This is a genomic window from Actinomadura macra NBRC 14102, assembly GCF_001552215.1.
In the GTDB taxonomy this organism is placed as follows: Bacteria; Actinomycetota; Actinomycetes; order Streptosporangiales; family Streptosporangiaceae; genus Spirillospora; species Spirillospora macra.
Map to the genome: position 1 here is coordinate 1 of NZ_BCQT01000037.1, position 22,436 is coordinate 22,436.

The window sequence follows — 22,436 nt, forward strand, 5'->3', positions numbered from 1 at the left end:
GAGGTCACCACCTACCCGCAGACGGTGTTCGCGATGCTGCTGACCCGGTTGAGTGTGCGCGGCGCGGCGTGGTTCGGGACAACGAACCCGGCCGGATCGAACCATTGGCTGATGCGCGACTACCTGTCCCGCGCGTCCCTGCACCTCACCCGCGACGGTGAGACCCTCCGCTACGGAGCCGACGACCGGCTCAACCTGCACCGGTTCTCGTTCAAACTGGAGGACAACCCCACCCTCGATCCCGAGTACGTCGCGCAGGTCAAAGCCGAGAACGTCGGCCTGTTCTACCGCCGGAACGTGCTCGGCGAGTGGGTTCTCGCCGAGGGCGCGGTGTACTCGATGTGGGACGAGGCCCGGCACGTCGTCGCCGAGCTGCCCGCGATCACGCGGTGGCTGGCGTGCGCGCTCGACTACGGGACGACCAACCCGTTCCACGCCGGAGTTCTCGGGGTGGGCGTCGACCACCGGCTCTATCTCACGCGCGATTGGCGGTGGGACTCGCGACGCCAGCACCGGCAGCTGTCGGACGTGGACTATTCCGCGCGGCTGCGGGAGTGGCTGACCACCGTCCCCGTCCCCGGCACCGACTTGGTAGGGGTGGCGCCGGAGTATGTGATCGTCGACCCGTCGGCCGCGTCGTTCCGGGTGCAGCTCTACAACGACGGTGTCACGGCCAGGCTCGGCAATAACAGCGTGCTCGACGGGATCCGGACCGTGTCGTCGCTGCTCGCCCTCGACGCGCTACGCGTGCACGCCTCCTGCGTCGACCTGATCCGCGAAATCGCCGGGTACTCGTGGGACGACAAGGCCACCGAGGCCGGCCGCGACGAGCCCCTCAAGGTCGACGACCACGGCCCGGACATGTTCCGGTACGCCGTCCACACGACCCGGTCAGCGTGGCGTCCGATGCTGCCCGCCGATCTCGCCCTCGCCGCGTAGCGGCCCCCACCGGCACCGGCTCGGCGGCGTCCCTGGAGGGTGGCGCCGCCGAGCCGGCAACCCCGATGTGAACGGAGGTGCCGATGCCTCTCCCCGACGGCGGCTCTACCGCGTGGCCGCCCGAGCACTGCGAAGCGATCAATCAGCAGATCGCGACGTGGGCCGCTTGGTATGCGGGCGATCCCGCCCAGCTCGCCGCGATCTACGCCGGTGACGGCGCCACCAACCCCGCCGGCCGCGACTTCTTCGGTTCCGAGACCGGTCGCGCTAAGGGTGCCGCGCGTCGCGTGTTCGACCGTGTCCGCCGCTGGTTTTGGGGTAACCGCAGCGCCTCCGGGCAGCCCTCCAACCGCCTTCACGTTCCCATCGCCGGCGACATCGCCGCCGCTTCCGCCGATCTGCTGTTTTCCGAACCACCGACCCTCACCGTCCCCACCACCAGCAGCAACGACACCGGTATCGGCGGCAACCCGACACAGGCCCGCCTGGATGAGCTGTTCGACGACGGGGCGCACGCCACCCTGTTGGAGGCCGCCGAGATCGCCGCCGCGCTCGGCGGGGTCTTCCTGCGGGTTTGTTGGGACGCTGCGACCGTCCCGGATCGGCCGTGGATCGCTGCGGTGCACCCGGACGCCGCAGTCCCTGAGTGGTCGTTCAACCGGCTGACCGCGGTCACCTTCTGGCGGGTCATCAAGACCGACAAGCGGAAGGTCGTCCGGCACCTGGAGCGCCACGAACCCGGCAAAGTTTTGCACGGCGTCTACGAGGGCACCGACGACGAACTCGGGATGCCTGTCCCCTTTGCCGCCTATCCCGAGACCGCGTGGCTGGTCGACGAGCGCCGCCTCGTCAACGGCAACGAGATCCCCACCGGACTCGCCGGGCTCGCCGCCGTGTACGTCCCCAACATGCGACCCAACCGGGTATGGAAGGACACCCCGCACGCGGCGCCGCTCGGCCGCTCCGACTACGCCGGCGTCGAAGCCCTCATGGACGGTTTGGATCTCACCTATTCGTCCTGGATGCGGGATGTGGAACTGGGCAAGGCTCGTCTGATCGTGCCGACCGAGTACATGACTTCGCACGGCAAGGGCCAGGGCGCCAGCGTCGACCTTGACCGTGAGGTGTACGAGGGCGTCCGGGTGATGGGCGATGACGAGGGCCGCCTCGACATCAAGGAAGTGCAGTTCGACATCCGCGTAGACGAGCATCAGCGCACCATCGCCGACCTCAAGACCACCGTCGTGTCCACGGCCGGCTACTCCGCGGCGACGTTCGGGCTTGACACCGAGGGCACCGCGCAGACCGCAACCGAGGTCGCCGCGAAACACCGCCGCTCGTTGATCACCCGGGACCGGAAAACCAAGTACTTCGGTCCCGGTGTCGTCGACCTCGCCGTGGCGCTCCTGGGCATCGATGTCGAGATGTTCGGCACCAAGGGCGTGACGGCGCAGCGGCCCGTCATCGCGTGGCCGGACGGGGTGTCCGAGGACCCCAAGGAGGTCGCCGAACGCGTCGAGCTGTGGGCCCGCGGCGAGGCCGCGTCCACCGAGACCCGCGTTCGTGAGATCCACCCTGATTGGGACGACCCGAAGGTCGCCGGCGAGGTCCAGCGGATCCGGGACGAGTCCGGCATGGTCGACGCCGAGCAGGCCATGACCGACGCCCTCCGCCAGGGCAAAGGGGCTCTGAACGACGACGGCCCGCCCGACGGCCCGTCCGACGCGGAATAGCCCGCGATGGCCGTCGACCCCGACCAGGTCGACGCGCTCGCCGCCATGGTCGCCGACATCTACCGTGAAGCCGAGACCGCGCTCGTCCGCACCATCGCCCGGCACCTGCGTCAGGGGCTCGACTCGCCCCGCGCCGAGGCCCGGCTCGCCGACATCCGCGCGCTTCGCCGGTCCGCTCAGGCCATCATCGCCGCCCTCGAAGCCGACACCGGCACCGCCACCCGCGAAGCCCTGGCCGCCGCGTACCGGCACGGCTGGACCAACGCCCTCGCCGACGTCCCCCGCCGCATCGTCCCTGCGTCCGGGATCGGTGACGAAGCCGCGCAGGCCGCCGAGAACGTCGTCGGGACCGGTTTCGTCGAGGCCCTCGCCGGCGCGCTCTTGGAGGACTTCGGGCGGGTCGAGGCCAACATCCTCCGCAACGTGGTCGACGTCTTTAAGGATGTGCAGGCGGGCGCCGCCGCCCGGATCGTCACCGGCACCCAGACCCGCCGCGAGGCGTCACAGTCCATCTGGTCCGCGCTGATCCGCCGCGGCATCACCGGGTTCACCGACCGTGCCGGGCGCCGCTGGCGGTTGTCCTCGTACGCGGAGATGGCCGCTCGGACCAACGTCCAACGGGCCGCCATTCAGGGCCAGGTCGACCGGCTGACGTCCGCGGGGATCGAGCTCGTGTACGTGTCCGACGCCCCGCAGGAATGCGTGCTGTGCCGCCCGTGGGAAGGGAAGATCCTCCGCACGACGTCGGGCCCGCTGGAGGTGCGGACCCGGCACGCGACCCGCCCGATCACCGTCACGGTGACCGCGGCCGCCACCCTGGACCAGGCGCGCGCCGCCGGGTTTCAACACCCCAACTGCCGCCACTCCGTCTCGGCGTATCTGCCCGGGGTGACGCGCGTCCCGACCGATACTGCCGACCCCGACGGCGACACGGCTCGGCAGCGTCAGCGTGCTCTTGAGCGTCGGATCCGCGCGGCCAAGGAGCAGCAGGAGGGCGCGCTCACCCCGCACGCCAAACGGGTCGCGGGCGCCCGTGTACGGGCCGCTCAGGCCGCGCTACGCGACCACCTCGCCGCCCACCCCAACCTCAAGCGGTTGCGTTACCGGGAGCAGATCGGCGCCGGCAACATCCCCCCGCGCGGCCGCGACGACAACGCCGGACCCCTCGGACCGCCGACCGAGCCGACCCTCGACGGAGGGCCCGCCCCGGCGCCACCATCCCGGGCCGGACGGCGCGCCCCCGAGCCGCCACCCGCGGACGAGACGCGCCGACCGGGCCCCGATCAGCCCGTCCTTGAGCCGCCGCCCGTTTTGGGCCCGAACCCGCGGGATCTGTCTGACGAGGACCTGGAACAGCGGATGATGGCCGCGCTCGCCGACGACCCGGACGAGTTCGCGCGCTTGGCCGCCGAGATGGACCGCCGCGAGGCCGAGACCCGCGCAGCCGAAGAACGTCGGGCAGCCAACCGTGAGGCCGCCGCCCGCCGCCGCGAGCAGCGTGACGCCGAGCTCGCCGACCGGTTCAACCAGCTCATGGACGAGGGTTGGCTCGAAGAGGAAGCTGTTGCCGAGGTGTACGGCATCTCGATCGAGCAGCAGCACCGTGACCGCGCTATCGCCGACCTTCGCGCGCAGGGCTACACCGGCGACCGGTTCGAGGATCTGGCACGGCAGGCATACCGCGACCACGTCCACGAGCAGTACCTCGCCGCCGAAGAGGCCACCAACGGCTACATGGTCAACAACGAGGGCCGCACCCGCAGCATCGACCCCCGGGACCTGTTCACCGGGAACGAGGCGCGCGCCCGAAGGTGGGCGTCGGACGAGCTGAAAGGCTGGTGGGACGCCCACGGCCGCGTCACCTTCGACGAGTTCAAGGCCATGCTCACCGACGATCCCACCGCGCTGCGTAGACTTCGCGACCGGGGTGGGGGAGACTTCCTGGCATGACCGCCCAGCCCGGGGACAAGGCCGCCGGCCTGGCGTTGCTGCGCGCACATCAGGAGGGCCAGAGCGCCGCCCGCGCCGGGCAGCCCTTGACCGCCTGCCCGTACCCTCTGGACACCGACGACCCGGTCACGCGCGCACGCGCCCGCATGTGGCTACGTGGGCATGACCGGGTCGACCCGTTCCCCATCGACTACTCCGGTTGAGATGCGGGCAGGGCCCGCCCCGCTCACCTGACCAATTCCATCAGGCGAGCGAGGGGAGCCCTCCCCAGGCGTAGGCGGCGGCGGATTTCGTCTGCCCTGTAGCGGAGGAACTCCGGGTCGGTGGTCTCCGCGTTGTATTCGGTGCGAATCCATTCGATCGTTTCGTCGGCGATGCGGGTCGGTCCGAGCCGGTGTTCGAGCCGGCCGAGCGCGACGAGTTCGTCAACGATCTCGCCATGCTTGGCGTACGCCTCTGCGTAGGTCAAACGCTGGGGCTGGGGCGGGGGCGGCACGTCCGGGTTGCCTCCGCAGGCGAAGCAGATCCCGTACGCAACGTGGCTGTAGGTGTCGATCCGGCCTTTGCCGCCGCAGCGGTAGCAGTTGTGCGCCATGGTGCGTCCTCTGTTGAGTTGTCAAAGTGTTGTTCCGAACAAGAACAACACTAGATCCCCTCTAGAGTGTTGTCAACATGGCGAACGACACTATTTGGCCCTCTCCTCCCCCGTCTTGCGTCGACCGCTTCCCGGCTTCGGCCGTCCCGGTGCCCCCTGCCCCGGCCGCGCCTCATGCCATGCCCTGATCTCCGCCTCGCGCTTGGGCAGCCATCCGGGAAGCTCACGGGCTCCGAGCTCGATGTCCGGCTTGGGGAAGTCGGTGTGCCGGTCCTGCCATAGGGCGACGGCGCGCGCGGTCACGCCGAACATGGCGCCGACGTCCGCTCTGTCCATGACTCTGGCCGGCCGAGATGGCTTGTCAGTCGAGTTGTTTCCCACGGGCACACTCAAGCCCGCCGTTGACTGTGCTGCAACTCCGCGTTCCCAGTGTCGCCGGAGAACGGGGTCGGTCGGGGGCGGGATGAGATAGCCGCTCATCAGGCAGCCACCACCGAGAACAGCGCGCCGTCGACGGCGGGGCCGTCGGTGAAACCGAACAGCGCGCCGTCGGCCCGCTCGGCCGGCTCGACGACCGGCGCGACCTCGGCCGAGGTGTCGAGAAGGTCGAGGGTGCCATACCCGTCCCCCTCGATCCCGGCAAGCAGGTCCATCTGGACGCCGTCGGCGTAGAAGTCCGCCGCGGTCATGTCGGTCCAGTTCTTCACGGTCTCCTCCGTCCTGTTGGTGGCCGCCTTCTGGGCCTGCTTGTACTCGCGGAAAAGGATCAGCGCCGTCGCCGGCCCCCGCCGCCCGGTCGCCCTGCGCACGGCCTCAAACAGCTCGTCGCGGGTCTTGGCCTGGATGCCGTACACCTCGGCGGCCCACTCGATCATTTCGGCCGTCTCGCGGTCGGTGCGCGCGCTCCACTCCGCGTCCCGGGCCGCGCGGTCAGCGTCCCGCTTGGCCTGCTGAAGGGCCTTGAGTTCGGCCTTGACCGCACGCTGGGTCCACCCGCCGACCTCGGCGGCGCATCCGGTTCCCGCGTAGGTCTCGGTGAACTCGTTGCCCTCCGCGTCCAGTTCGCGGAGGACGACCGTGCCCTTGAGTTCCTCGCGCCCGCAGATCTGGCACGCGGTCACCTCATCTGTGAACCCGCGGACCTTGAAGACCTTGACCTTAGTGTTGTTCGCCATGACCACAACACTAAGGCATCTTCACAGAGTTGTCTACCTCTGGAACAAGTCTTTCTCGACTTCCCGCGCCCGGCGTGCGGGACACACCAAACGGCCAGGCCAGGCGCCCGGCCACCACACCCGCGAGAACCCTGGAGGGTCCCGCATGACCACACCCAACCCGCCCGCAGCACCGGCCCCACAGCCCTCGCCGCCCCCGACCCCCGCGCCCCCCGGTCCTGCCCCGGCCCCTCCGGCGCCCGCCCAGCAACCCGCTCCGGCGCCTCCCGCTCCGGCGCCCACACCGCCCGCCCCGACGCCCCCGACTCCGCAGGCACCCACCCCCGAACCGCGCGACATCTCCGGCCTGCCCAAGTGGGCACAAGACGAGATCTCCACGCTGCGCGGCGAGAACGCCGACCGGCGCGTCGCCGCCCGCACCGAGACCGTCCTACGGCACGCGTTCGCCGCCGCCGACGGGCTCGGCGTCAACGGTCACGCGCTGCTCGGCTCGACCGCGTTCGCCGAGGTGGCCAAGCAACTCAACCCCAGCGACGCCGCATTCACACCGGCCCTCGCGGCGGTGATAACGGCGACGCTCCAGGCGAACCCTTGGATGGCCGCGCAGCAGGCCCCGCCATCGCCCCCGCCGCCAGGCCGCGGTTCCGGGGACTTCCCGGGCGGTACCGGCGCCGGACAGCCCATCACCGAAGAGCAGTTCGCCCGCATGACGCCGGAAGAAATCGTCCAGGCCCACGCGGACGGAAAGCTCGACCACCTCTTGTAGCCCCGGCTCCGGCCGGGCAGAAAGGACAACCCCATGGCGATCATCCGGTTCCGGCCGGAGTTCTGGTCTGCGCTACTGCTCACCAGCCTCAAGCGCTCCCACGTGTACGCCGCGCTGTGCAACCGCAACTACGAGGGCGAGATCCGCGCGGCCGGTGACACGGTCCGGATCACCAGCATCTCCCGCCCAACCGTCAACACCTACTCCCGCAACGCCGACATCTCATACGAGGAACTGACGGACGCCCAGCGGACCCTGCTCGTCGACCAGGAAAAGTACTGGGCGTTCACCCTCGATGACGTCGACGCCGCGCAGGCCCGCGCCAACGTCGTGCCCGAGGCCATGAACGAGAGCGCGTACGCGCTGCGCGACGTCGCCGACCGGTACGTGGCATCCCTGTACACCGGCGTCGCATCGGCCAACCGGCTCGACGCCGGCGCGGCCCGGGTCATCGACGCCGCCGGCGAGGCGTACGAGACCCTCGTCGACCTGGGCGTCAAGCTCGACGAGGCCGACGTCCCCGAAGAGGGCCGCTGGACGGTGGTCCCGCCGTGGTTCCACGGACTGCTGAAGAAGGACCAGCGGTTCACCGACGCCAGCGCCAGCGGCACCACCGAGACCCTCCGCAATGGGCGCGTCGGTGAGGCGGCCGGGTTCGTGATCCACAAGTCCAACAACACCCCCAACCCCACCAGCGACAACCGGGTCATCATGGCGGGCGTCCCCGCCGCCATGTCGTTCGCCGAGCAGATCCTCAAGACCGAGGCGCTGCGCTCGGAAGTCCGGTTCGCCGACCGGGTCCGCGGGCTGCACGTCTACGGCGCGAAGCTGCTGCGCCCGGACTGCCTCGCCACCGTCCTGGCCGACCCCAGCACCTGATCGGAGGTACCTGACCCATGGCACGCACCAACGTCCCGTACAGCAACCTCGTCCCCAACGGCAGCCTGACCGACCCGGCAGGCACCGCGCTCACCGCGGGCGCGGGCAACGGCGGCCAGATCGCCAAGGCCGCGCCCGAGTCCACCGTCCTGCGTGTGGTGTGCGGCGCGACCGGCGGGAACTTCACCCTCATCAAGGGCGCCTACCCGCCCGCGCTGGCATCGGTCCAGGGCGACTACGTCGAGGCGCTCGGCTCCAACGGCGTCGAGTGGCTCGGCCCCTTTGAGTCCGGCCGGTTCCTCCAGGGTGACGGGTCGCTGGTCTTCGAGACCTCGCAGGCGATGACCGTGACCGCGTTCAAGGTCCCCAGGAACACCTGATGGCGGCCGAAGTGGGCTACTTCCGGGGGGAGGGCGGGGGCGTCTGGCCGATGGACCTCCCCCTGGATGAGGTCATGGCCGAGAAGGTCACCAAGGGGTATCTCGTCCGCGTCAACGCCGACGGTTCCCCCTACGCCGAGCCGGACGCCGAGCCGCCTCCGCAGTCCGCAGTGAAAGCCGAATGGGTCGGGTACGCCGTCCGGCACCCCGACGAGTCCCGCCGGATGAGCCCCGATGACGCCGAGGCCCTCACCAAGGCCGATCTCATCGAGCGTTTCGGCAGGGACGGAGAATAGGTGATGACGTCGTACGCGACGCCTGCCGAGCTCGCCGCGTTCCTGGCCCCGGATGCGCTTCCGGCCGGGGCACAGCGGGTCCTGGATCGGGCGTCGCGCGACGTCGACGCCGAGATCCTCACCGCGGTGTACGACGTCGACGAGGGCGGCGCCGCCACCGACGCCACGGTGGTCGCCGCGCTGCGTGAGGCGACCCTTGAGCAGGCCGCGTGGCGTCTGGACAGCGGCGACGCTAAGGGCGCTGCGGGTGTGTGGGGGCAGGTCGCGATCGGGTCCGCGCAGCTGACCCGCCGCACCGACCGCACCGCCCCCAAGGAGGCCACCATCGGGGGCCTGTGCGCCGACGCCTACCGGGTGCTGATGCTGGCCGGGCTGACCGGCCACGAACCCTCTACGCGCTGCTGATGGACATCATCGACGTTCTCTCCCAGGTCATGCCCGCGCTGCCCACCGTGGCGATTGAGCCCTACGCCGGGTCGGGCGCCTACGGCGACACCTGGGGTCCGGCTGTCTCGGTGCTGGCGTTCGTCGACGCCGCGCGACGGGTGGTCCGCGCGGCCGACGGGTCACAGGTGGTGTCGGAGACCACGCTCTATACCCGGCTCGGTGTCACCGTCCCGGCACGGTCGCGGATCACCCTGCCCGACGGTGCGGTGACGCTCGTCATCGTCACCAAACGCCGGGACGGCGCCGGTAACGGGGCGCTGCCCGAGCATCTCGAAATCGTCTGTGAATAGGGGGCGAGGATGCCGCCACGTTTCCGGCTGGAGTGGGACGGTCGACGGGTCACCGAGGTCCAGCGGGCCGCCGCCATGCGGGGGTTGCGTAAGGCCGCTGAGCACCTGCTCGGCGAGTCCCGGCAACAGGTCCCGATCGAGGAGGGCACCCTCGAACGCTCCGGGGTCGCCTCCGTCGACAGCAGCGCGTTGCAGGCCGCGGTCAGTTTCGACACCCCGTATGCCGTCCGGCAGCATGAGGATTTGGATCTTCAGCACGATCCGGGCCGCAAAGCCAAGTATCTAGAGGACCCGTTCAACGAGCAGGGTCCGGTGATGTTGCAGATCATCGCGGCCGAGATCCGCGACGCGCAGGACGGCCCCTGATGGGCTGGCACACCAGCCTGTTGACCGGCTTGGCCGCGCACCTGGCCGCCAACGGTGTGGGGACGTGGCGGCCGGACGGCACCGCCTACGCTCCCGCTGAGACCGCGATCGTGCTCGGCAAGATGCCGCCGCACCCTGACCGCGTCATCGCCCTGAACACCTACCCCGTGGGGCAGGACGGCATCGGCGACGTCACCGTCGGGTTGCAGGTCCGGGCCCGCGCCGGCCGCGACCCCCGTACCGCCCTCGACCTCGCGGACGCCGCCCGCGACATCCTCGACGGCGCCGTCCGGCTCAACCTCGGCGGCGTGTGGGTCTCGCAGATCAGCCACCGCAACGGCGAGGAACTCACCGCCCTGCCCACGGCCGATACGCAGGCCGACCGTGTCGAGCGTGTCGATAACTACTACCTCCAGGCGTCGCGGATAACGGCGCTGCGATCCCCCTAAAGGAGGGCCCCCGAATGGCCGATGAAATCACCGACCTCACCCGCCGGTACCGGCTCCAGGTCAACCTGGGCACCGCCGTCGCACCGGACTTTCAAACCGTGCTCGGCATGGTGGAGTTCAAACCGGCTGTGGAGCCGGAGATCAAGGAAGACACCGATTACGAGACCGACGGGTGGAAGGGGCAAACGAAGACCCTTCAGGGGTGGGAGGTCGAGGCGAAGATCTCCCACAAGTACGACCCGGACACCCTGGCCTACCACCCGACCCATGTGAAGTTGGAGGCCGCGTCGGAGGCGTTCGGCGCTGCCAGCCGGGTTCAGGTCCGCTATTTCGACCGGTTCGGAAAAGGCAGCGGTCGCCGCGGGTGGGCGCTGGTCACCTGGACACCGGAAGGCGGCGACGCCGCCGAACTCGACCGGGTCACGGTCAAGCTCGCCGGTGACGGACCGCTGGAGGCCATCACCAACCCGTTGAACGAGACCCCGCTTCCGGTCGTCACGGGTGTGAGCCCGGCGGGCGGCGGCACGGCGGGCGGAACCCTGGTCGTCATCACCGGTTCGGCGTTCACCGGCGCGTCCGCGGTCGCGTTCGGCGCAACTGCGGCGACCTCCTACCAGGTGGTCTCGGCGACGAAGATCGCCGCTATCGCACCGGCGCGCACAGCCGGGTCGGTGCAGGTCAAGGTCACCACCCCTAACGGCATCTCTGCGGATACTTCCGCGGACGATTTCCTTTACGCCTAACCCCGGGAAAGGGAACCCTCCATGGCTTTCGAGGATCTCGGCGACGCCCTCGCCGGCGCACACCTGGACCTCCCGCTCAACAGCAAGGCGCACCCGGACGGGCGGCTGTACCGGATCGAGGACGTCACCGCCGAAACCGCGCTCATGGTCGAGAAGCTGCTCGGGCTCGGCGCCGCGCTCGTCTCCGACGACGAGGACGCCGACATCGACACCGACATCCTCGACGACGGCGACGAACGCGACCTGTACGAGCGGCTCCTCGGCGACGCCTACGCGCAGATGCGCGCCGATGGGGTCGGGTGGACGGCGATCAAGCACGCGGCGATGACCGTGATGGCGTGGGTCCTCCAGGACCAGGACGCCGCCGAGCAGTACTGGCGTTCCGGCGGGGGTGCTGATGCGTTGGGGGAAGCGCTGACGGGACGCCAGCAGAACCGGGCGTCCCGCCGGGCTTCCGAGGCTGTGGCGAGAAAGACCCCGCGACCGGGCTCTACGAATGGTACGAACCCACGTCACCGTGGGCGCGGCAAGCAGCGTCCGGGCAATCCGTCACGTGGGCCCGGCTCCTCACCGAGTGGCCGCTGATCGAGGCCGACCTCGCAGAGGTCTACGGCGTCGACGTCGAGTCCGGGATCCTGGCACGCCGGTCCTGGCGATGGCTGAAGGTCCGTCTGGCCGGTCTGCTCGCTGCTGACACGCGCATCGCGCGGCTCCTCACACCGCCCGAGAAGGACACACCGATGACCTGATACTGCACAGCGCCCGGGGGTGATTCATGGCCCTGCGCCTGGGCGAGCTCGTCGCCGTCATCAACGCCGATGACTCCAAGTTCCGACAGGTCCTCGGTCGTGTCCACGGCGGGCTGCAAGCGGTCGGGAAGGTCGGCGCGCTCAGCGCCCTCGCCGGGTCCGCGGCTCACCTGGGGGTCGCGCTCGCCCCCGCCGCGGGCATCCTCGTCGCGCTACCCGGCGCGATGATCGCCGCGAAGGTCGCCGGCATCGCGCTCGGCCTGGCCCTGGACGGCGTCGGCGAGTCGCTCGGCGCCGCGGTCGAGGGCGATGTCGAGGAGTTCAACAAGAAGCTCAAGGAGCTTCCGCCGACCGCGCGAACGGTGGTCCGGGAGCTCGGCGGCGCCCTCGTCGGGCTCAAGGGAACCGCACAGTCGGCGTTCTTCGCGCCGATGCAGCGGCAGGCCCGCGGGCTTGGCCGGGAACTGCGGGTCCCGGTCGGCCGCGGCATCGCGACCATCACCGCGAGCATGGGGCGCCTGGCCGCGCAGGTTCTCGGCTTCGCTCGTGAGGCGAAGACGCTGCGGTTTATCCGGTCGCTGTCGCTGGCGATAGCGCGAGGGTTCGACGGCGCGGCCCAGGGCGTCAGGCCGCTGCTGCGCGGGATTCGGGACTTCGCCGGGGCGTCGCTCGGCTCGTTCGGGCGGGCGGGCGGCGCGCTCGGCCGGCTCATGGCCCGCGTCGGTGGGTGGCTGTCGCGGATGGCGCGCGGCGGGCAGGCTACCCGCTGGCTCAACAACGCCGTGAACACCCTGAAGACCATGGGCCGGATCGGCCGGAACGTCGTCCTGACCATCGGCGCCATCTTCCGCAACGCGGGGGCAGGCTCGAACGGCGGGTTGCTGGCCACGATCGAGCAGGTCACGGCCGGGATGCTGGCGTGGTCACAGTCGGCCGAAGGTCAGGAGAAGATCGCCCAATTCTTCGCGCTGATCAACCACACCGCCGCCGATCTGGCGACGATTCTGCCGCTGCTGGTCGGGCCGCTCGGTCTGGCCGTCCAGCTCATCCAGGCGTTGCCGGGTCCCTCGCAGGACACCGCGTCACAGTTCCTGGCGTGGGCGGTCGTCATCGGGGTCATCGCCGGAAAGGTTGGTCCGCTCGCGAAAGGGCTGTGGACGGTCGGCAAGGCAGGCGCGACGGTCGGCAAGGGTGTGGGGCGGGGCGCGCGGGGCATCGTCCGGCATCTTCGCGACGCTGATTCGGTGACGCGCCGGTCCGCGCGCCGGATCGGCTCGGCGTTCACGACGGCCGGGCGTGGTATCGGCCGCGGCGCCTCCGCGGCTGGGCGTGCGGCGGGCCGGATGGCGGTGGCGTCGGGTCGGATGGCGGTCTCGGCTGGCCGGGCCGCGGTGACGGTGGTCGCCGCGGGCGCCCGGATGGCCGGGGCTATGGCGATGGCGGGGGCGCGGGTCGCCGGTCAGTGGTTGATGATGGCCGGCCGCGCGGTGATCTCGGCGGCGATCATGGCCGCTCAGTGGCTTATCGCGTTCTGGCCTGTCGCGCTGGTCGTCGCCGCCGCCGGTGTCGCCGTGTTCCTGATCATCAAGTATTGGGACCAGATCAAGAAATTCTTCGTCGACACGCTCCCGAAGTACCTGAAAAAGGGTTTCGACTTTATTGTCACCCTGATCAAGAACGGTGCCAAATACGGGTTCTTTGGGCCCGTCGGGCTGATTATCGCCCACTGGGACAAGATCAAACACTTTTTTACCAAGTCCCTGCCGGGCGCGGTGTCGTCCGGGATCCACGCCGTGACCGGCTGGCTGACCAGCCTACCTAGGCGCGTCCTGTCCGCCGTCGGCGACATGGGCCACCTACTCGTCAACGCCGGGAAATCGTTGTTGATCGGGCTGTGGAATGGTCTGGTTTCCATGGCGGGATGGCTGTCCCGATCCATCGGCAACCTCATCAAACGCATCGTCCCTGGGCCCGTTCTGCGGGTCCTCGGCATCCATTCGCCGTCGCGACTTTTTCAGGGGTACGGCAAGCAGGTCGTGCGTGGAATGGCGCTCGGCATCACGCAGAACACCGGGATCGTGTCCAAGGCGACCACGGCGCTTGGGCACGCGGCAGCGCGCGGCGGCACCGTCATGTCCTCCGCCACCACCGCGCGCACGTCGGTGCGTTCGTCGGCGACCACGCGCGACACCCGCGCCCCCCAACCGGTCCGGTTGATCGTCGACCTGTCCAACGCGTCCGGCGACGTCAAGAAGCTGATTCGGCGGATCGTCCGCACCGACGGGCGCGGCGACGTACAGCTCACCTTCGGTACCGCCAGAACCACCATCCGGGCTACCCGAGCCTGACGCCCAGGAGGTACCTGTGCCGTTCCCCGACGACCCTCTCGACATCGCCGTCGAGCTCAAGCTCGGTGACACCTGGGTCGACATCAAGGCCGCCGGGCACGTCTTCACCGAGGACCCGATCACCATCACCCGCGGCCGCCAGGACGAGGGCGCCCGCGCGGACCCCGCAACCTGCACCCTGACCATCGACAACCGGGACGGGCGGTACAGCCCCCGCAACCCCTTGGGCCCCTACTACGGGCTGATCGGCCGCAACACCCCACTGCGCGTGGTGGCCGGGTGCGGGCTGGTCGGCCTGGTCATCCCACCCGACTCGCTGACCGCGACCGCCACCACCCCCGACCACGCCAGCCTGGACATCACCGGCGATCTAGACGTGCGGGTAGAGGCCCACCTCGGCTGGGCCCTCAACAGCGGCGGCCTGATCGGCAAATATGCCGAGGTCGGCAACCAGCGCTCGTGGGTGCTGTGGTTGGAGGACTCCGGCGCGCTGACGCTGTACTGGTCGACCGACGGCGCGAATCTGCTCTCGGCCCGCTCCACCGTCCCGGTCCCCGCCGTGGGGCGCCTGGCGGTCCGCGCAACCATCGACGTCAACAACGGCGCCGCCGGCAGGACGATCACGTTCCACACCGCGCCGTCCATCGGCGGGACCTGGACCCAACTCGGCGCCACCCTCGTGCAAGCCGGCACGACATCCATCTTCAATTCCACGTCGCCGCTGGCGGTCGGCGCCGCCCTCGGCGATTCGGTCACCGGCCGCTACGTCGCCGCCGAGCTGCGCAACGGTATCGGCGGCACCGTCGTCGCAGGCCCGGACTTCTCTGCCCAGCCCGCGGGGACGACGTCGTTCACCGACGGGTCGGGCCGTACCTGGACGGTCAACGGCGACGCCCAGATCACCGACCGGGACGTCCGCTTCTACGGCGAGGTCCCCGCCTGGCCGATCCGCTGGGACACCTCCGGCACCAACGTATGGGTCCAGATCGAGGCGGCTGGGATCATGCGTCGCCTCGGCCAAGGCGCCAAACCGCTCCGCAGCGCGCTCTACCGGGCGATCACCAACCTTCAGCAGCAGTTCCCCGCCACCGCCTACTGGCCCCTTGAGGACGCACCCGGCTCCACCCAGGCCGCATCCGCAATCCCCACCGTGGCGCCGTTGCGGGTCGTCGGCCCGGTCAGCTTCACCGGCGAACCGTCCGGTGGCACCGCCGGCGGCGCCACCTTCGACGACCGGGGTGGGCTGTACGGCCGCACCCCCGCACCGGCCACCAACGACTGGGTCATCGTGTGGTGGCTCGATCTCCCCGCCGACATGGGCACCGACACGGTTTCACCGGTTGTGCAATGGCGCACCCCCGGCTCTCCGATCGCCACCCGATGGGACCTGTACACCGGGCAGGCCATCGGCGGGAAACTGCTCCTGGAGGCGGCCCGCGACGATAACACCATCGTCATCAGCGTCGGTGGCACCACCGACCTGCGCGGCCGCGGCCCCGTCCAGGTCGTCATCGTCGGGAAGGACGACGGGACCGGCACCGGCGCTCACGTCTACGTCGACGGCGTCAACGAGATCAACGACATCGCCGTCGGCGACCTCACCACACCGCCGACCACCATCGGCGTGAACACCAACCTCACCCCCGGCTTGCAATACTCGGGGTCGGTGTCGCATCTGCTGGTCACCAACCTGGCGGCCTGGTCACTCTTCTACACCGACCTGATGATCCCCGCCGGCCGCGGTCACGTCGGCGAGACCGCCGGCGCACGTTTCGTGCGGCTCACCGGCGAGGAGGGCGTCCCCGCCGGACTGGTCGGTGACCCCGCCGGCACCGAACCCATGGGGCCGCAGCAGCCCCTAGAACTCCTGGAACTGCTGGGCGAATGCGCGGAGGTCGACGCCGCCGTTCTGTACGAGCGCAGAGACGCCCTCGGCCTGGTGATGCGGGCCCGGGCCGCCGACTACAACACCGCACCCGCCCTCGTCCTGGACTATCACGACCAGCTCGCCGCGCCGCTGGAGCCGGATGAAGACGACCAGGGCACCCGCAACGATGTCACCGTCGAACGATCTGGCGGCTCCTCGGCGCGCGTCACCGTCGACGAGGGGCCGCTGTCCACTCAGGCCCCGCCCAACGGTGTCGGTATCTACAGCGAGCAGGTCACCTTGTCGGTGGCCGACGACGACCAGCTCTTGCCGCAGGCTGGATGGCGCGCCCACCTCGGTACGGTCGACGAGGCGCGGTATCCGGTCGCCCGGTTGAAGCTGCACAAGCATCCCGAACTCGCCCCGGACGTGGTCGCCGCCGACATCCGCTCGCGTATCCACCTCACCGGCCTGCCCGCTTGGGAACCACCTGGCACGGTGGATCTGCTCGCCGACGGGTACACCGAGACGATCGAGACCCGCCGGTGGTGGATCGAGTACAACACCGTCCCCGGCTCGCCCTGGCGGGTTGCCGTCGCCGACGACGCCACGCTCGGCCGAGCCGATACGGCCGGCTCGGCCCTGGTCAACCCTGCGGCTTCCGGCGCGACGGGCCTCATGGTCGCCACCCGCAAAGGCCCCTACTGGACCACCGCACCCGCAGAACTCCCGATGGACCTGCGGCTGGGAGGCGAGGTCGTCGGCGTCACCGCGGTCGCCGACGGCGTCAACGACACCTTCGCCCGTACGGTGTCCAACGGATGGGGCAGCGCGCCGGGCGGGCAGGCATGGACGGTGTACGGCACCGCCTCCCACTACTCGGTGGGCTCCTCGATCGGGCAGGTGAGCATTCCGTCGCGCAACGTCGCCGACGTCGCCGGGCTCGCCCAGCCCACCGACGGCGTCGACATGGAGGTCACGCTCCGGACCCCGGTCGCGCCGATCACCGGATCGGCGATCTACTTCTACCTCCTGGCGAACTTCGACCGGACCGCGTTCACCTGGTACGCCTACCGGGTCGGGCTGTACACCGACGGGACCGTCCGCGCGCAGCTGGAGAAGGGCGCCCCGAGCTTCACGGTGCTGGCTGCCGAGCGGGTCGTCGCCGGGATCACCGTCACCGCAAACCAGTGGCTCCGCGCGAGGCTCCGCATCCAGGACGGGCGGCTGTACGGCAAGACCTGGGTCGATGGCGGCACCGAACCGGAGTGGCAGCTGTTCGCCTTCGACACCTCGTATGTGTCGGGGGATGTGGGTGTGCAGGCGTTCCTGCCGACCGCCAACACCAACACCCTGCCCGTGCTGTTCCAGTTCGGCGACCTCATCCTGCACAACCCGCAGGCCCTCACCGTCACCCGCGCCGTCAACGGCATCGCCAAAGCCCAGGCCGCGGGCACCGACATCCGGCTCGCCCAGCCCGCGACCATCGCCCTCTAGGAGACGGCGCCGATGAGCACCTACCCCCAGATTGCCGCCGGCCAGCGCATCACCGCGGCACTACTCAAGTCGATGCAACAGGAGGAGATCCTCAAGACCGCGAACACCGACCGCGTCAACAACACTCTGTCCGCCGATCCGGAGCTGACGATCGGGCTGGACGCCTCCGCGGTCTTCTTCGTGCAATTCGATCTGCTGTGCGGTGGCACCACCACCGCCGACATCCAAACCCGCTGGGCGGTGCCCGCCGGGGCGTCCGGCCTCAAAAGCATCCTGGGCCCCGGGTCGACCGCGGCGGAGGGCAGCGCCGACAACATCGCCATGCGCGACGGCGTGCACGCCTTCGGCACGCTGGTCCCCTACTCAGGTGTCCGGAACTCGACAGGCAACCTTTGGCGCGCCTATGAGTCCGCGATCGTCACCACGGTCAGCGCCGGAACCCTGAGCCTGGAATGGGCCCAAGTCACCACCAACGCGACCGCATCCCGCGTGAGCGCCGGATCGCTCCTACGCGTCAAGCGGATCGGCTGATGGCCGACATCCCGCCCTCCACCGAGCTCGCGCTGTTGCGTGGGGAGTTGATGACCGCGCTCGCCCGGATCGAGGGCGATGTCCGGCTCGTCTTGCAAGAGCAGCAGCAGGGCACGCGGCGCCTGGACGAGCTCGCCACGGATGTGCGGCGGCTGGACGAGCGCCTCGACGCTGTCGAGCGGACGGCCGTGACCCGCGCGGAGGCAGACGAGCGCGAGACGCGGATGCGCGCGCAGCTCGACGAGCAGGCACGACGGCGCCTCACCGTCGCCGGTCTGATCATCACCGCGATTACGGCTCTGCTCAGTGGCGGAATCGCCGTCATCGGGATCATCACCAGCTAGGAGGATCATGGCCGAGATCGAGATTCCGGACCCGGAAGCGGGCCCGACCGAGACCGACGAGGCGTCCGTCCTCGCCGAGTTGTACGGCAAGCCGGACAGCGACGGCGTGTACGCCGGGGATGGTGCCTGATGGGCACCGCCGCGGCGATGCTCGCCGAAGCCCGTAAGTCCCTAGGGATGTCGGGTCGACCGAACAAGATCACACGGGAGTATGCGGCCCGGCATGGGAACGAGTTCGCCGCCGCCTCGTGGTGCGACATGGCGGTCACCTTCTGGGCCAGGCATTCCGGCAATGCCGATGCGGTCCTGCCCGGCGGGGACCGGGCGTACACCGTGTGGCACGCGCAGGACTTCCAGAAGGCCGGACGCTGGCACGTCGGCACCGTCGCCGAGGTTGACCGCGCGAAGCCGGGCGACGTCGTGTTCTTCGACTGGAACGCAACCAACTCGGTCGCAGCTATCGATCACGTCGGCGTCGTCGAGCGTGTGCTCGGCGGTGGTCGGCTCCAGACGATCGAGGCGAACACCTCCGACGCGTGCCGGCGCCGGGTGCGGAGCGCGTCCGTGATCGCCGGGTACGGACGGCCCGCATACGACGCGGCGCCGGTGGGCTCCCACCCCACCCCAGCGGCCGCGCCGCGCTGGCCGGGCCGGTACCTCACGCAGCCCCCGACGATGCTCGGTGACGACGTGCGCACCTGGCAGGCGCGGATGCGGGCGCGCGGCTGGCACCTGGACGTGGACGGCAGGTACGGGCCCGGCTCGGAGACCGTGTGCCGCGCCTTCCAGGCCGAGAAGCGTCTCGGCGTCGACGGGGTTGTCGGGCCGGCCACCTGGGCGGCCGCCTGGACGGCGCCCCTCACCTGACCGTCCCCTCGTCGACGCCCCGGACCGTTGGCCGGGGTTTCTTCATGTCTGGAGGCATGATGCTCGATTCCATCATCCGGACCGGCGTCGCGAAGTTCGTCGGTGTCCTCGTCGGCCTGGCGCTCGCGCTGGGCGTCGTCATCCCCGCCCACCTGTCCGAGGCTGTGACGGTCGTCCTCGTCGCCGCCGTCAACGGCCTCGTCGAGCTCGCGTACTACGTGATCGGCCGGTGGGTCGAGCAGCGGTACCCGTCCGCCGGACGGGCCCTGTTGTCGTTGGGGATGGTCGGCAGGTCGCCGTACTACTCGCGGTAGGCTCGCCGCGCCGAGACCCCGGGCGCACGCCCCCGCTCCTCCCACCACGGGAGGGGCGGGGGCATTTCTCGTCGCGTGATGGTCCCGCGGCCCCGGGCGCGCGCCCTCAACCCGGGGCCGCGGGTCTGATGGGGGCGACGCCGTCCGCAGCGGTCGGCCAACGGCGGCACCGCCCCGGCTCATTCGTCCTCCGTACCCTCCGCGGGGGCGAACTGCTCGGCAACCCATACCTCGGGCCGCTCGACATCGTCCGGCGGCTCGTACGTCTTCGCCTCGCCGTCCAAGGTCCGGGCACGCCACGTCCCGTCGCCCTGAGAGATGATCGTGGCCCGCGGATCCTCGGTCTCCGGATCGAGCAGCAGGTACACGCCGGTCCCGCCCTTGAGGATGTAGCCGCCGACGCGGGTCTCCTCGGTGCCGCTCACGGCGCGGGGGTGAGGTGGCCCGCGATGATGACGGCGGCGTCAACGATGTGCTCGGCCTCGGCGATCGGCTCACCGTTGGCCTCGTCGAAAAACCACATGCGGTCCTGGTCGGTGACCCGTGGCTTGCACGTGATCGTCTGAGTCGCGCCCGTCGGGTCGTCCGGGCGGGTCACGATGATGGCGAGCGGACTGGCCCGCAGTTCCACGGCGAAGCGGCGCCCCTGCAAGGCGTTCATCAGCATGTGGAGCCGCGGGTAGGAGTGCAGGTGTTCCGTCCCGTCGAAGCGTCCACTTGCGCCTGCCTCGCCTGCTCCATGGCTGTCCATTGCGGGGCCTCCGATCCGGTGGGGCCCTCGATCTCCGGTGTCGATGCACCGTCTCTGGGCCGCTCTGTGTCCGATGCCACAGAGCGTCCATCTCGCCGGATCGGCACGGCCAGGGGTTTGCCGCTGTTTGCCGCAACGCTGCTCGACGGCTAGTCCAGCTTGTACTCCTCGTGTGGGATCGCCCGCTCCCAGACCATCTCGAACGCCGCCACCACCGGCGCAACCCGGCGCGGATCCGACACGAACTCGTACTCCTCCAGCGGATTGCCGTTGCCCGCATCGAAATGGAACCGTACGAGCCGCTGGTCGAACATCCAGAAGTCCGCACCTGGCAACATCAGGTCCCACGTCTGCCGCCTGGGTAGCCACCGGACTTCCTCACCGGCGTCGATGTTCACGTCGGTGACAATGTGCTCCCAGCGGATGTAGTCGCTCACAGGTTCGGACACGATCCGGGCCCGCCGCATCCGCACGCCCCGCGCGGTCGCGTCCTTCACCAGACCGATCCAGCGGGAACGGTCGGTGCGTCCGAACCCGCCAGCCTTCCAGTCCTCGAACCCCTCGGAGTCGCCGTACGAGTCGCGCATCTCCAGGTGGACGGCCGACCGCCTCGTTCCGGCGAGCAGTTCATCGAACGCCGGGACGCCGTGGCCGGCCCTACCCTGCTCGTAGGAGCCGGTGGCGGCCTCGGCGAGCATGTCGGCCATGCGAGCGGGCTGCCAGATCACCGCCTCGTCCGCGGCGAGCGCGACGTGCCCGCCAAGGCTCTTGAGGATCTCCGGATCGGTAACCACCCGCCCCTGCTGATAGAAGTCTCCGGTGTCGGGGGCGCGGAACACCGCCGGACAGCGCTCGTCCTGCGAGTCGGGGTCCGAGCCGATGAAGTCGATGTCACCCATGGTCAGCCTCCAGGTCTACAGACGGCCCGCCGACCCGTCCAAAGCGAGACGGCTCGTCAAGTGTGCTCCAGCGCGGCCAGCGGCGCCCGGATCAATTCCCTTACCCGCTCGCCGTGAACCGCCAGGTCGAACAGCCTTGTCCACGCCTCGGCGTACATACTCGTCTCGTACGGCTGAGTGAGTGTCAGCGTGCCCGAGACGAGTTCGACTGCAACCACCACAGAGTCGGGCAGGATCGACATGGTGAAGGACTCTTCGGGGTTCACGCCGTTGCGTGCGATACCCCGGGGGATCACCCCGAGGGACACGGTCGGGCGCCCCATGGCCTCCATGAGGTAGCGGAGTTGTTCGATGTGAACCGCGTCGGAGGCAGGCCGGTACCACAGCACGTCCTCCTCGATGACGAACAGCCAGCGGGCATCCGGGCGGTTCAGGCAGCGCTGCCTCTCCATGCGGGAGTCGACCGCCTGGGCGACGTCGTCAAGGTCGAGGTGCTGTTCGAGCCGGGCAGTCGTCAGGTAGTGCTCGGTCAGCGCCCGCGTCTGGAGCAGGCCCGGGATGTACTTCGTCTGGTAGACGCGATGCAGCTTCACCCGCCAGTACTTGTCGCGGATCTTCTCCTGGCGCGCCTTCAAGCCGCCCCGGTTCAGTTGGTGATGGGTCGCCCACATGTTCGCGACGGCGCGGAGTTCGGAGAGCAGCTCAGCAGCGCGTTCCGGTGAGACCTCGCACGCCTCACACCAGGTGCGCAGGTCCTCCGCGGAGATGGGCCGGTGTCCGTGCTCGATCCGGGACACCTTGGAGACCCCGGCCGACCATCCGGCGCGGCGCGCGAGTTCGCGGCCGGTCAGCCCGGCGTCCTCCCGGATCTCCTTGAGCTGATCGGCGAGGCGTTGCCGGGCGGCCTGTGCCGATGACGAGATGGGGGCGGGCATGACACCAGGTTCTATCCAGGCGACCCGGTCGGGGCACGGGTTTTGCCGCGGATTGCCGGATCCTGTGCGGCGTTCTCGTCGTCAATGCCATGTCGCCCATAGGTCCCATAGGACTACCAGTGCGGCTAGGCGGAGGCACCACGCGGTCACGCTACACAGGTCGTGGAGCAGCCGCCAGCTGATGCCGGGCGCCGGACGAGGCTCGTCGTAGTAGTACAAGTAGCCGTTGACCTGCGGGTTCCGTCCTTTGCGCGGCATCCTCGCTACGCTCTCCTGATCGAGTTACTGCTGATGAGGGGAGTGTTTGTGCTATGAGTGAGTCGTCA

29 protein-coding genes are annotated in these 22,436 nt (G+C 69.8%); 21 read left to right on the forward strand and 8 right to left on the reverse strand.

The genetic code is table 11. The features are described 5' to 3' along the window. The 4 genes from AMA02S_RS39090 to AMA02S_RS39105 form a co-directional block, all read left to right on the forward strand. Positions 1–939, forward strand: a 939-nt coding sequence (locus AMA02S_RS39090) for a terminase large subunit domain-containing protein (RefSeq protein ID WP_067469988.1), incomplete at its 5' end; no start/stop codon positions are given. 83 nt (positions 940–1,022) lie between these two features. Next, positions 1,023–2,672 (forward strand): phage portal protein, encoded by a 1,650-nt coding sequence (locus AMA02S_RS39095; protein WP_067469991.1) that lies wholly within the window; start codon positions 1,023–1,025, stop codon positions 2,670–2,672. A 6-nt stretch (positions 2,673–2,678) separates the two neighbouring features. Continuing rightward, positions 2,679–4,622: a phage minor capsid protein gene (locus AMA02S_RS42635; RefSeq protein ID WP_067469992.1), complete on the forward strand. Its 1,944-nt coding sequence runs from the start codon at positions 2,679–2,681 to the stop codon at positions 4,620–4,622. Then, a complete protein-coding gene (locus tag AMA02S_RS39105; RefSeq protein ID WP_067469994.1) occupies positions 4,619–4,825 on the forward strand; it encodes an Rmf/CrpP fold protein in 207 nt (68 codons plus the stop codon). Before AMA02S_RS42635 ends, AMA02S_RS39105 begins: the two co-directional genes overlap by 4 nt. Before the next feature lie 23 nt (positions 4,826–4,848). Here AMA02S_RS39105 and AMA02S_RS39110 read toward each other — a convergent pair whose 3' ends face one another. From AMA02S_RS39110 to AMA02S_RS39120, 3 genes are all read right to left on the reverse strand, one after another. Beyond that, a complete protein-coding gene (locus AMA02S_RS39110; protein WP_067469996.1) occupies positions 4,849–5,217 on the reverse strand; it encodes a hypothetical protein in 369 nt (122 codons plus the stop codon). A gap of 90 nt (positions 5,218–5,307) precedes the next feature. Next, positions 5,308–5,553: a hypothetical protein gene (locus AMA02S_RS39115; protein ID WP_084266063.1), complete on the reverse strand. Its 246-nt coding sequence runs from the start codon at positions 5,551–5,553 to the stop codon at positions 5,308–5,310. Between the two features lie 143 nt (positions 5,554–5,696). Next, positions 5,697–6,392 (reverse strand): hypothetical protein, encoded by a 696-nt coding sequence (locus tag AMA02S_RS39120; protein WP_157431143.1) that lies wholly within the window; start codon positions 6,390–6,392, stop codon positions 5,697–5,699. Positions 6,393–6,537: 145 nt separating this feature from the next. Between AMA02S_RS39120 and AMA02S_RS43760 the strand changes: the two genes are divergently transcribed. The 17 genes from AMA02S_RS43760 to AMA02S_RS39200 all read left to right on the forward strand — a co-directional run bounded on the left by AMA02S_RS43760 (position 6,538) and on the right by AMA02S_RS39200 (position 19,525). Further along, positions 6,538–7,158, forward strand: a complete 621-nt coding sequence (locus AMA02S_RS43760) for a hypothetical protein (protein ID WP_218005288.1) — start codon at positions 6,538–6,540, stop codon at positions 7,156–7,158. A 33-nt stretch (positions 7,159–7,191) separates the two neighbouring features. Continuing rightward, the gene (locus AMA02S_RS39130) at positions 7,192–8,037 is read left to right on the forward strand and encodes a phage major capsid protein (protein WP_067470003.1); all 846 of its coding nucleotides are present in this window, start codon (positions 7,192–7,194) and stop codon (positions 8,035–8,037) included. A gap of 17 nt (positions 8,038–8,054) precedes the next feature. Next, positions 8,055–8,417: a hypothetical protein gene (locus AMA02S_RS39135; RefSeq protein WP_067470005.1), complete on the forward strand. Its 363-nt coding sequence runs from the start codon at positions 8,055–8,057 to the stop codon at positions 8,415–8,417. Further along, positions 8,417–8,713, forward strand: coding sequence for a hypothetical protein (locus tag AMA02S_RS39140; protein ID WP_067470007.1), 297 nt, complete (start codon positions 8,417–8,419; stop codon positions 8,711–8,713). The genes AMA02S_RS39135 and AMA02S_RS39140 overlap by 1 nt, the downstream gene beginning before the upstream one ends. 3 nt (positions 8,714–8,716) lie before the next feature. After that, positions 8,717–9,118, forward strand: a complete 402-nt coding sequence (locus tag AMA02S_RS39145) for a hypothetical protein (protein ID WP_067470041.1) — start codon at positions 8,717–8,719, stop codon at positions 9,116–9,118. Beyond that, positions 9,118–9,450 (forward strand): hypothetical protein, encoded by a 333-nt coding sequence (locus AMA02S_RS39150; protein ID WP_084266065.1) that lies wholly within the window; start codon positions 9,118–9,120, stop codon positions 9,448–9,450. The genes AMA02S_RS39145 and AMA02S_RS39150 overlap by 1 nt, the downstream gene beginning before the upstream one ends. Before the next feature lie 9 nt (positions 9,451–9,459). After that, positions 9,460–9,816, forward strand: coding sequence for a hypothetical protein (locus AMA02S_RS39155; RefSeq protein ID WP_067470010.1), 357 nt, complete (start codon positions 9,460–9,462; stop codon positions 9,814–9,816). Then, on the forward strand, positions 9,816–10,265 hold the full coding sequence (locus tag AMA02S_RS39160) for a minor capsid protein (RefSeq protein ID WP_067470016.1): 450 nt from the start codon (positions 9,816–9,818) through the stop codon (positions 10,263–10,265). Before AMA02S_RS39155 ends, AMA02S_RS39160 begins: the two co-directional genes overlap by 1 nt. A 14-nt stretch (positions 10,266–10,279) precedes the next feature. Continuing rightward, positions 10,280–11,008 carry a phage tail tube protein gene (locus AMA02S_RS39165; protein ID WP_067470018.1) on the forward strand — a complete coding sequence of 243 codons (729 nt, stop codon included), beginning with the start codon at positions 10,280–10,282 and terminating at the stop codon, positions 11,006–11,008. A 21-nt stretch (positions 11,009–11,029) separates the two neighbouring features. Further along, a complete protein-coding gene (locus AMA02S_RS39170; protein ID WP_067470020.1) occupies positions 11,030–11,593 on the forward strand; it encodes a DUF7426 family protein in 564 nt (187 codons plus the stop codon). A gap of 388 nt (positions 11,594–11,981) precedes the next feature. After that, complete coding sequence (locus AMA02S_RS39175) at positions 11,982–14,105, forward strand: hypothetical protein (RefSeq protein WP_218005289.1); 2,124 nt, start codon at positions 11,982–11,984, stop codon at positions 14,103–14,105. Positions 14,106–14,121: 16 nt separating this feature from the next. Continuing rightward, a complete protein-coding gene (locus AMA02S_RS39180) occupies positions 14,122–17,469 on the forward strand; it encodes a hypothetical protein (protein ID WP_067470025.1) in 3,348 nt (1,115 codons plus the stop codon). A gap of 12 nt (positions 17,470–17,481) precedes the next feature. After that, positions 17,482–18,000 carry a hypothetical protein gene (locus AMA02S_RS39185; RefSeq protein WP_067470028.1) on the forward strand — a complete coding sequence of 173 codons (519 nt, stop codon included), beginning with the start codon at positions 17,482–17,484 and terminating at the stop codon, positions 17,998–18,000. After that, the gene (locus AMA02S_RS39190; RefSeq protein ID WP_067470030.1) at positions 18,000–18,344 is read left to right on the forward strand and encodes a hypothetical protein; all 345 of its coding nucleotides are present in this window, start codon (positions 18,000–18,002) and stop codon (positions 18,342–18,344) included. Before AMA02S_RS39185 ends, AMA02S_RS39190 begins: the two co-directional genes overlap by 1 nt. A 7-nt stretch (positions 18,345–18,351) precedes the next feature. Further along, positions 18,352–18,474, forward strand: coding sequence for a hypothetical protein (locus AMA02S_RS44825; RefSeq protein WP_281181964.1), 123 nt, complete (start codon positions 18,352–18,354; stop codon positions 18,472–18,474). After that, positions 18,474–19,211, forward strand: a complete 738-nt coding sequence (locus AMA02S_RS39195; protein ID WP_067470031.1) for a peptidoglycan-binding protein — start codon at positions 18,474–18,476, stop codon at positions 19,209–19,211. The genes AMA02S_RS44825 and AMA02S_RS39195 overlap by 1 nt, the downstream gene beginning before the upstream one ends. A gap of 56 nt (positions 19,212–19,267) precedes the next feature. Next, entirely contained in the window at positions 19,268–19,525 is a 258-nt protein-coding gene (locus tag AMA02S_RS39200) for a hypothetical protein (protein WP_067470034.1), read from the forward strand. 179 nt (positions 19,526–19,704) lie between these two features. Here AMA02S_RS39200 and AMA02S_RS39205 read toward each other — a convergent pair whose 3' ends face one another. From AMA02S_RS39205 to AMA02S_RS42640, 5 genes are all read right to left on the reverse strand, one after another. Then, positions 19,705–19,950, reverse strand: a complete 246-nt coding sequence (locus AMA02S_RS39205; RefSeq protein WP_067470035.1) for a hypothetical protein — start codon at positions 19,948–19,950, stop codon at positions 19,705–19,707. After that, positions 19,947–20,276, reverse strand: a complete 330-nt coding sequence (locus AMA02S_RS39210; protein ID WP_157431144.1) for a hypothetical protein — start codon at positions 20,274–20,276, stop codon at positions 19,947–19,949. Before AMA02S_RS39210 ends, AMA02S_RS39205 begins: the two co-directional genes overlap by 4 nt. A gap of 149 nt (positions 20,277–20,425) precedes the next feature. After that, positions 20,426–21,175 carry a DUF6879 family protein gene (locus AMA02S_RS39215; RefSeq protein WP_245668035.1) on the reverse strand — a complete coding sequence of 250 codons (750 nt, stop codon included), beginning with the start codon at positions 21,173–21,175 and terminating at the stop codon, positions 20,426–20,428. Positions 21,176–21,231: 56 nt separating this feature from the next. Further along, a complete protein-coding gene (locus AMA02S_RS39220) occupies positions 21,232–22,110 on the reverse strand; it encodes a helix-turn-helix domain-containing protein (protein ID WP_067470038.1) in 879 nt (292 codons plus the stop codon). Between the two features lie 81 nt (positions 22,111–22,191). Next, the gene (locus AMA02S_RS42640; protein ID WP_157431145.1) at positions 22,192–22,368 is read right to left on the reverse strand and encodes a hypothetical protein; all 177 of its coding nucleotides are present in this window, start codon (positions 22,366–22,368) and stop codon (positions 22,192–22,194) included. Positions 22,369–22,436: the final 68 nt, after the last annotated feature.

Excerpts from the sequence above, each read along its gene's own strand:
- AMA02S_RS39095 (WP_067469991.1), top strand. The coding sequence starts at position 1,023 with ATGCCTCTCCCCGACGGCGGCTCTACCGCGTGGCCGCCCGAGCACTGC.
- AMA02S_RS42635 (WP_067469992.1), top strand. The coding sequence starts at position 2,679 with ATGGCCGTCGACCCCGACCAGGTCGACGCGCTCGCCGCCATGGTCGCC.
- AMA02S_RS39105 (WP_067469994.1), top strand. The coding sequence starts at position 4,619 with ATGACCGCCCAGCCCGGGGACAAGGCCGCCGGCCTGGCGTTGCTGCGC.
- AMA02S_RS39110 (WP_067469996.1), bottom strand. The coding sequence starts at position 5,217 with ATGGCGCACAACTGCTACCGCTGCGGCGGCAAAGGCCGGATCGACACC.
- AMA02S_RS39115 (WP_084266063.1), bottom strand. The coding sequence starts at position 5,553 with ATGGACAGAGCGGACGTCGGCGCCATGTTCGGCGTGACCGCGCGCGCC.
- AMA02S_RS39120 (WP_157431143.1), bottom strand. The coding sequence starts at position 6,392 with ATGGCGAACAACACTAAGGTCAAGGTCTTCAAGGTCCGCGGGTTCACA.
- AMA02S_RS43760 (WP_218005288.1), top strand. The coding sequence starts at position 6,538 with ATGACCACACCCAACCCGCCCGCAGCACCGGCCCCACAGCCCTCGCCG.
- AMA02S_RS39130 (WP_067470003.1), top strand. The coding sequence starts at position 7,192 with ATGGCGATCATCCGGTTCCGGCCGGAGTTCTGGTCTGCGCTACTGCTC.
- AMA02S_RS39135 (WP_067470005.1), top strand. The coding sequence starts at position 8,055 with ATGGCACGCACCAACGTCCCGTACAGCAACCTCGTCCCCAACGGCAGC.
- AMA02S_RS39140 (WP_067470007.1), top strand. The coding sequence starts at position 8,417 with ATGGCGGCCGAAGTGGGCTACTTCCGGGGGGAGGGCGGGGGCGTCTGG.
- AMA02S_RS39145 (WP_067470041.1), top strand. The coding sequence starts at position 8,717 with ATGACGTCGTACGCGACGCCTGCCGAGCTCGCCGCGTTCCTGGCCCCG.
- AMA02S_RS39150 (WP_084266065.1), top strand. The coding sequence starts at position 9,118 with ATGGACATCATCGACGTTCTCTCCCAGGTCATGCCCGCGCTGCCCACC.
- AMA02S_RS39155 (WP_067470010.1), top strand. The coding sequence starts at position 9,460 with ATGCCGCCACGTTTCCGGCTGGAGTGGGACGGTCGACGGGTCACCGAG.
- AMA02S_RS39160 (WP_067470016.1), top strand. The coding sequence starts at position 9,816 with ATGGGCTGGCACACCAGCCTGTTGACCGGCTTGGCCGCGCACCTGGCC.
- AMA02S_RS39165 (WP_067470018.1), top strand. The coding sequence starts at position 10,280 with ATGGCCGATGAAATCACCGACCTCACCCGCCGGTACCGGCTCCAGGTC.
- AMA02S_RS39170 (WP_067470020.1), top strand. The coding sequence starts at position 11,030 with ATGGCTTTCGAGGATCTCGGCGACGCCCTCGCCGGCGCACACCTGGAC.
- AMA02S_RS39175 (WP_218005289.1), top strand. The coding sequence starts at position 11,982 with ATGATCGCCGCGAAGGTCGCCGGCATCGCGCTCGGCCTGGCCCTGGAC.
- AMA02S_RS39185 (WP_067470028.1), top strand. The coding sequence starts at position 17,482 with ATGAGCACCTACCCCCAGATTGCCGCCGGCCAGCGCATCACCGCGGCA.
- AMA02S_RS39190 (WP_067470030.1), top strand. The coding sequence starts at position 18,000 with ATGGCCGACATCCCGCCCTCCACCGAGCTCGCGCTGTTGCGTGGGGAG.
- AMA02S_RS44825 (WP_281181964.1), top strand. The coding sequence starts at position 18,352 with ATGGCCGAGATCGAGATTCCGGACCCGGAAGCGGGCCCGACCGAGACC.
- AMA02S_RS39195 (WP_067470031.1), top strand. The coding sequence starts at position 18,474 with ATGGGCACCGCCGCGGCGATGCTCGCCGAAGCCCGTAAGTCCCTAGGG.
- AMA02S_RS39200 (WP_067470034.1), top strand. The coding sequence starts at position 19,268 with ATGATGCTCGATTCCATCATCCGGACCGGCGTCGCGAAGTTCGTCGGT.
- AMA02S_RS39210 (WP_157431144.1), bottom strand. The coding sequence starts at position 20,276 with ATGGACAGCCATGGAGCAGGCGAGGCAGGCGCAAGTGGACGCTTCGAC.
- AMA02S_RS39215 (WP_245668035.1), bottom strand. The coding sequence starts at position 21,175 with ATGGGTGACATCGACTTCATCGGCTCGGACCCCGACTCGCAGGACGAG.
- AMA02S_RS39220 (WP_067470038.1), bottom strand. The coding sequence starts at position 22,110 with ATGCCCGCCCCCATCTCGTCATCGGCACAGGCCGCCCGGCAACGCCTC.
- AMA02S_RS42640 (WP_157431145.1), bottom strand. The coding sequence starts at position 22,368 with ATGCCGCGCAAAGGACGGAACCCGCAGGTCAACGGCTACTTGTACTAC.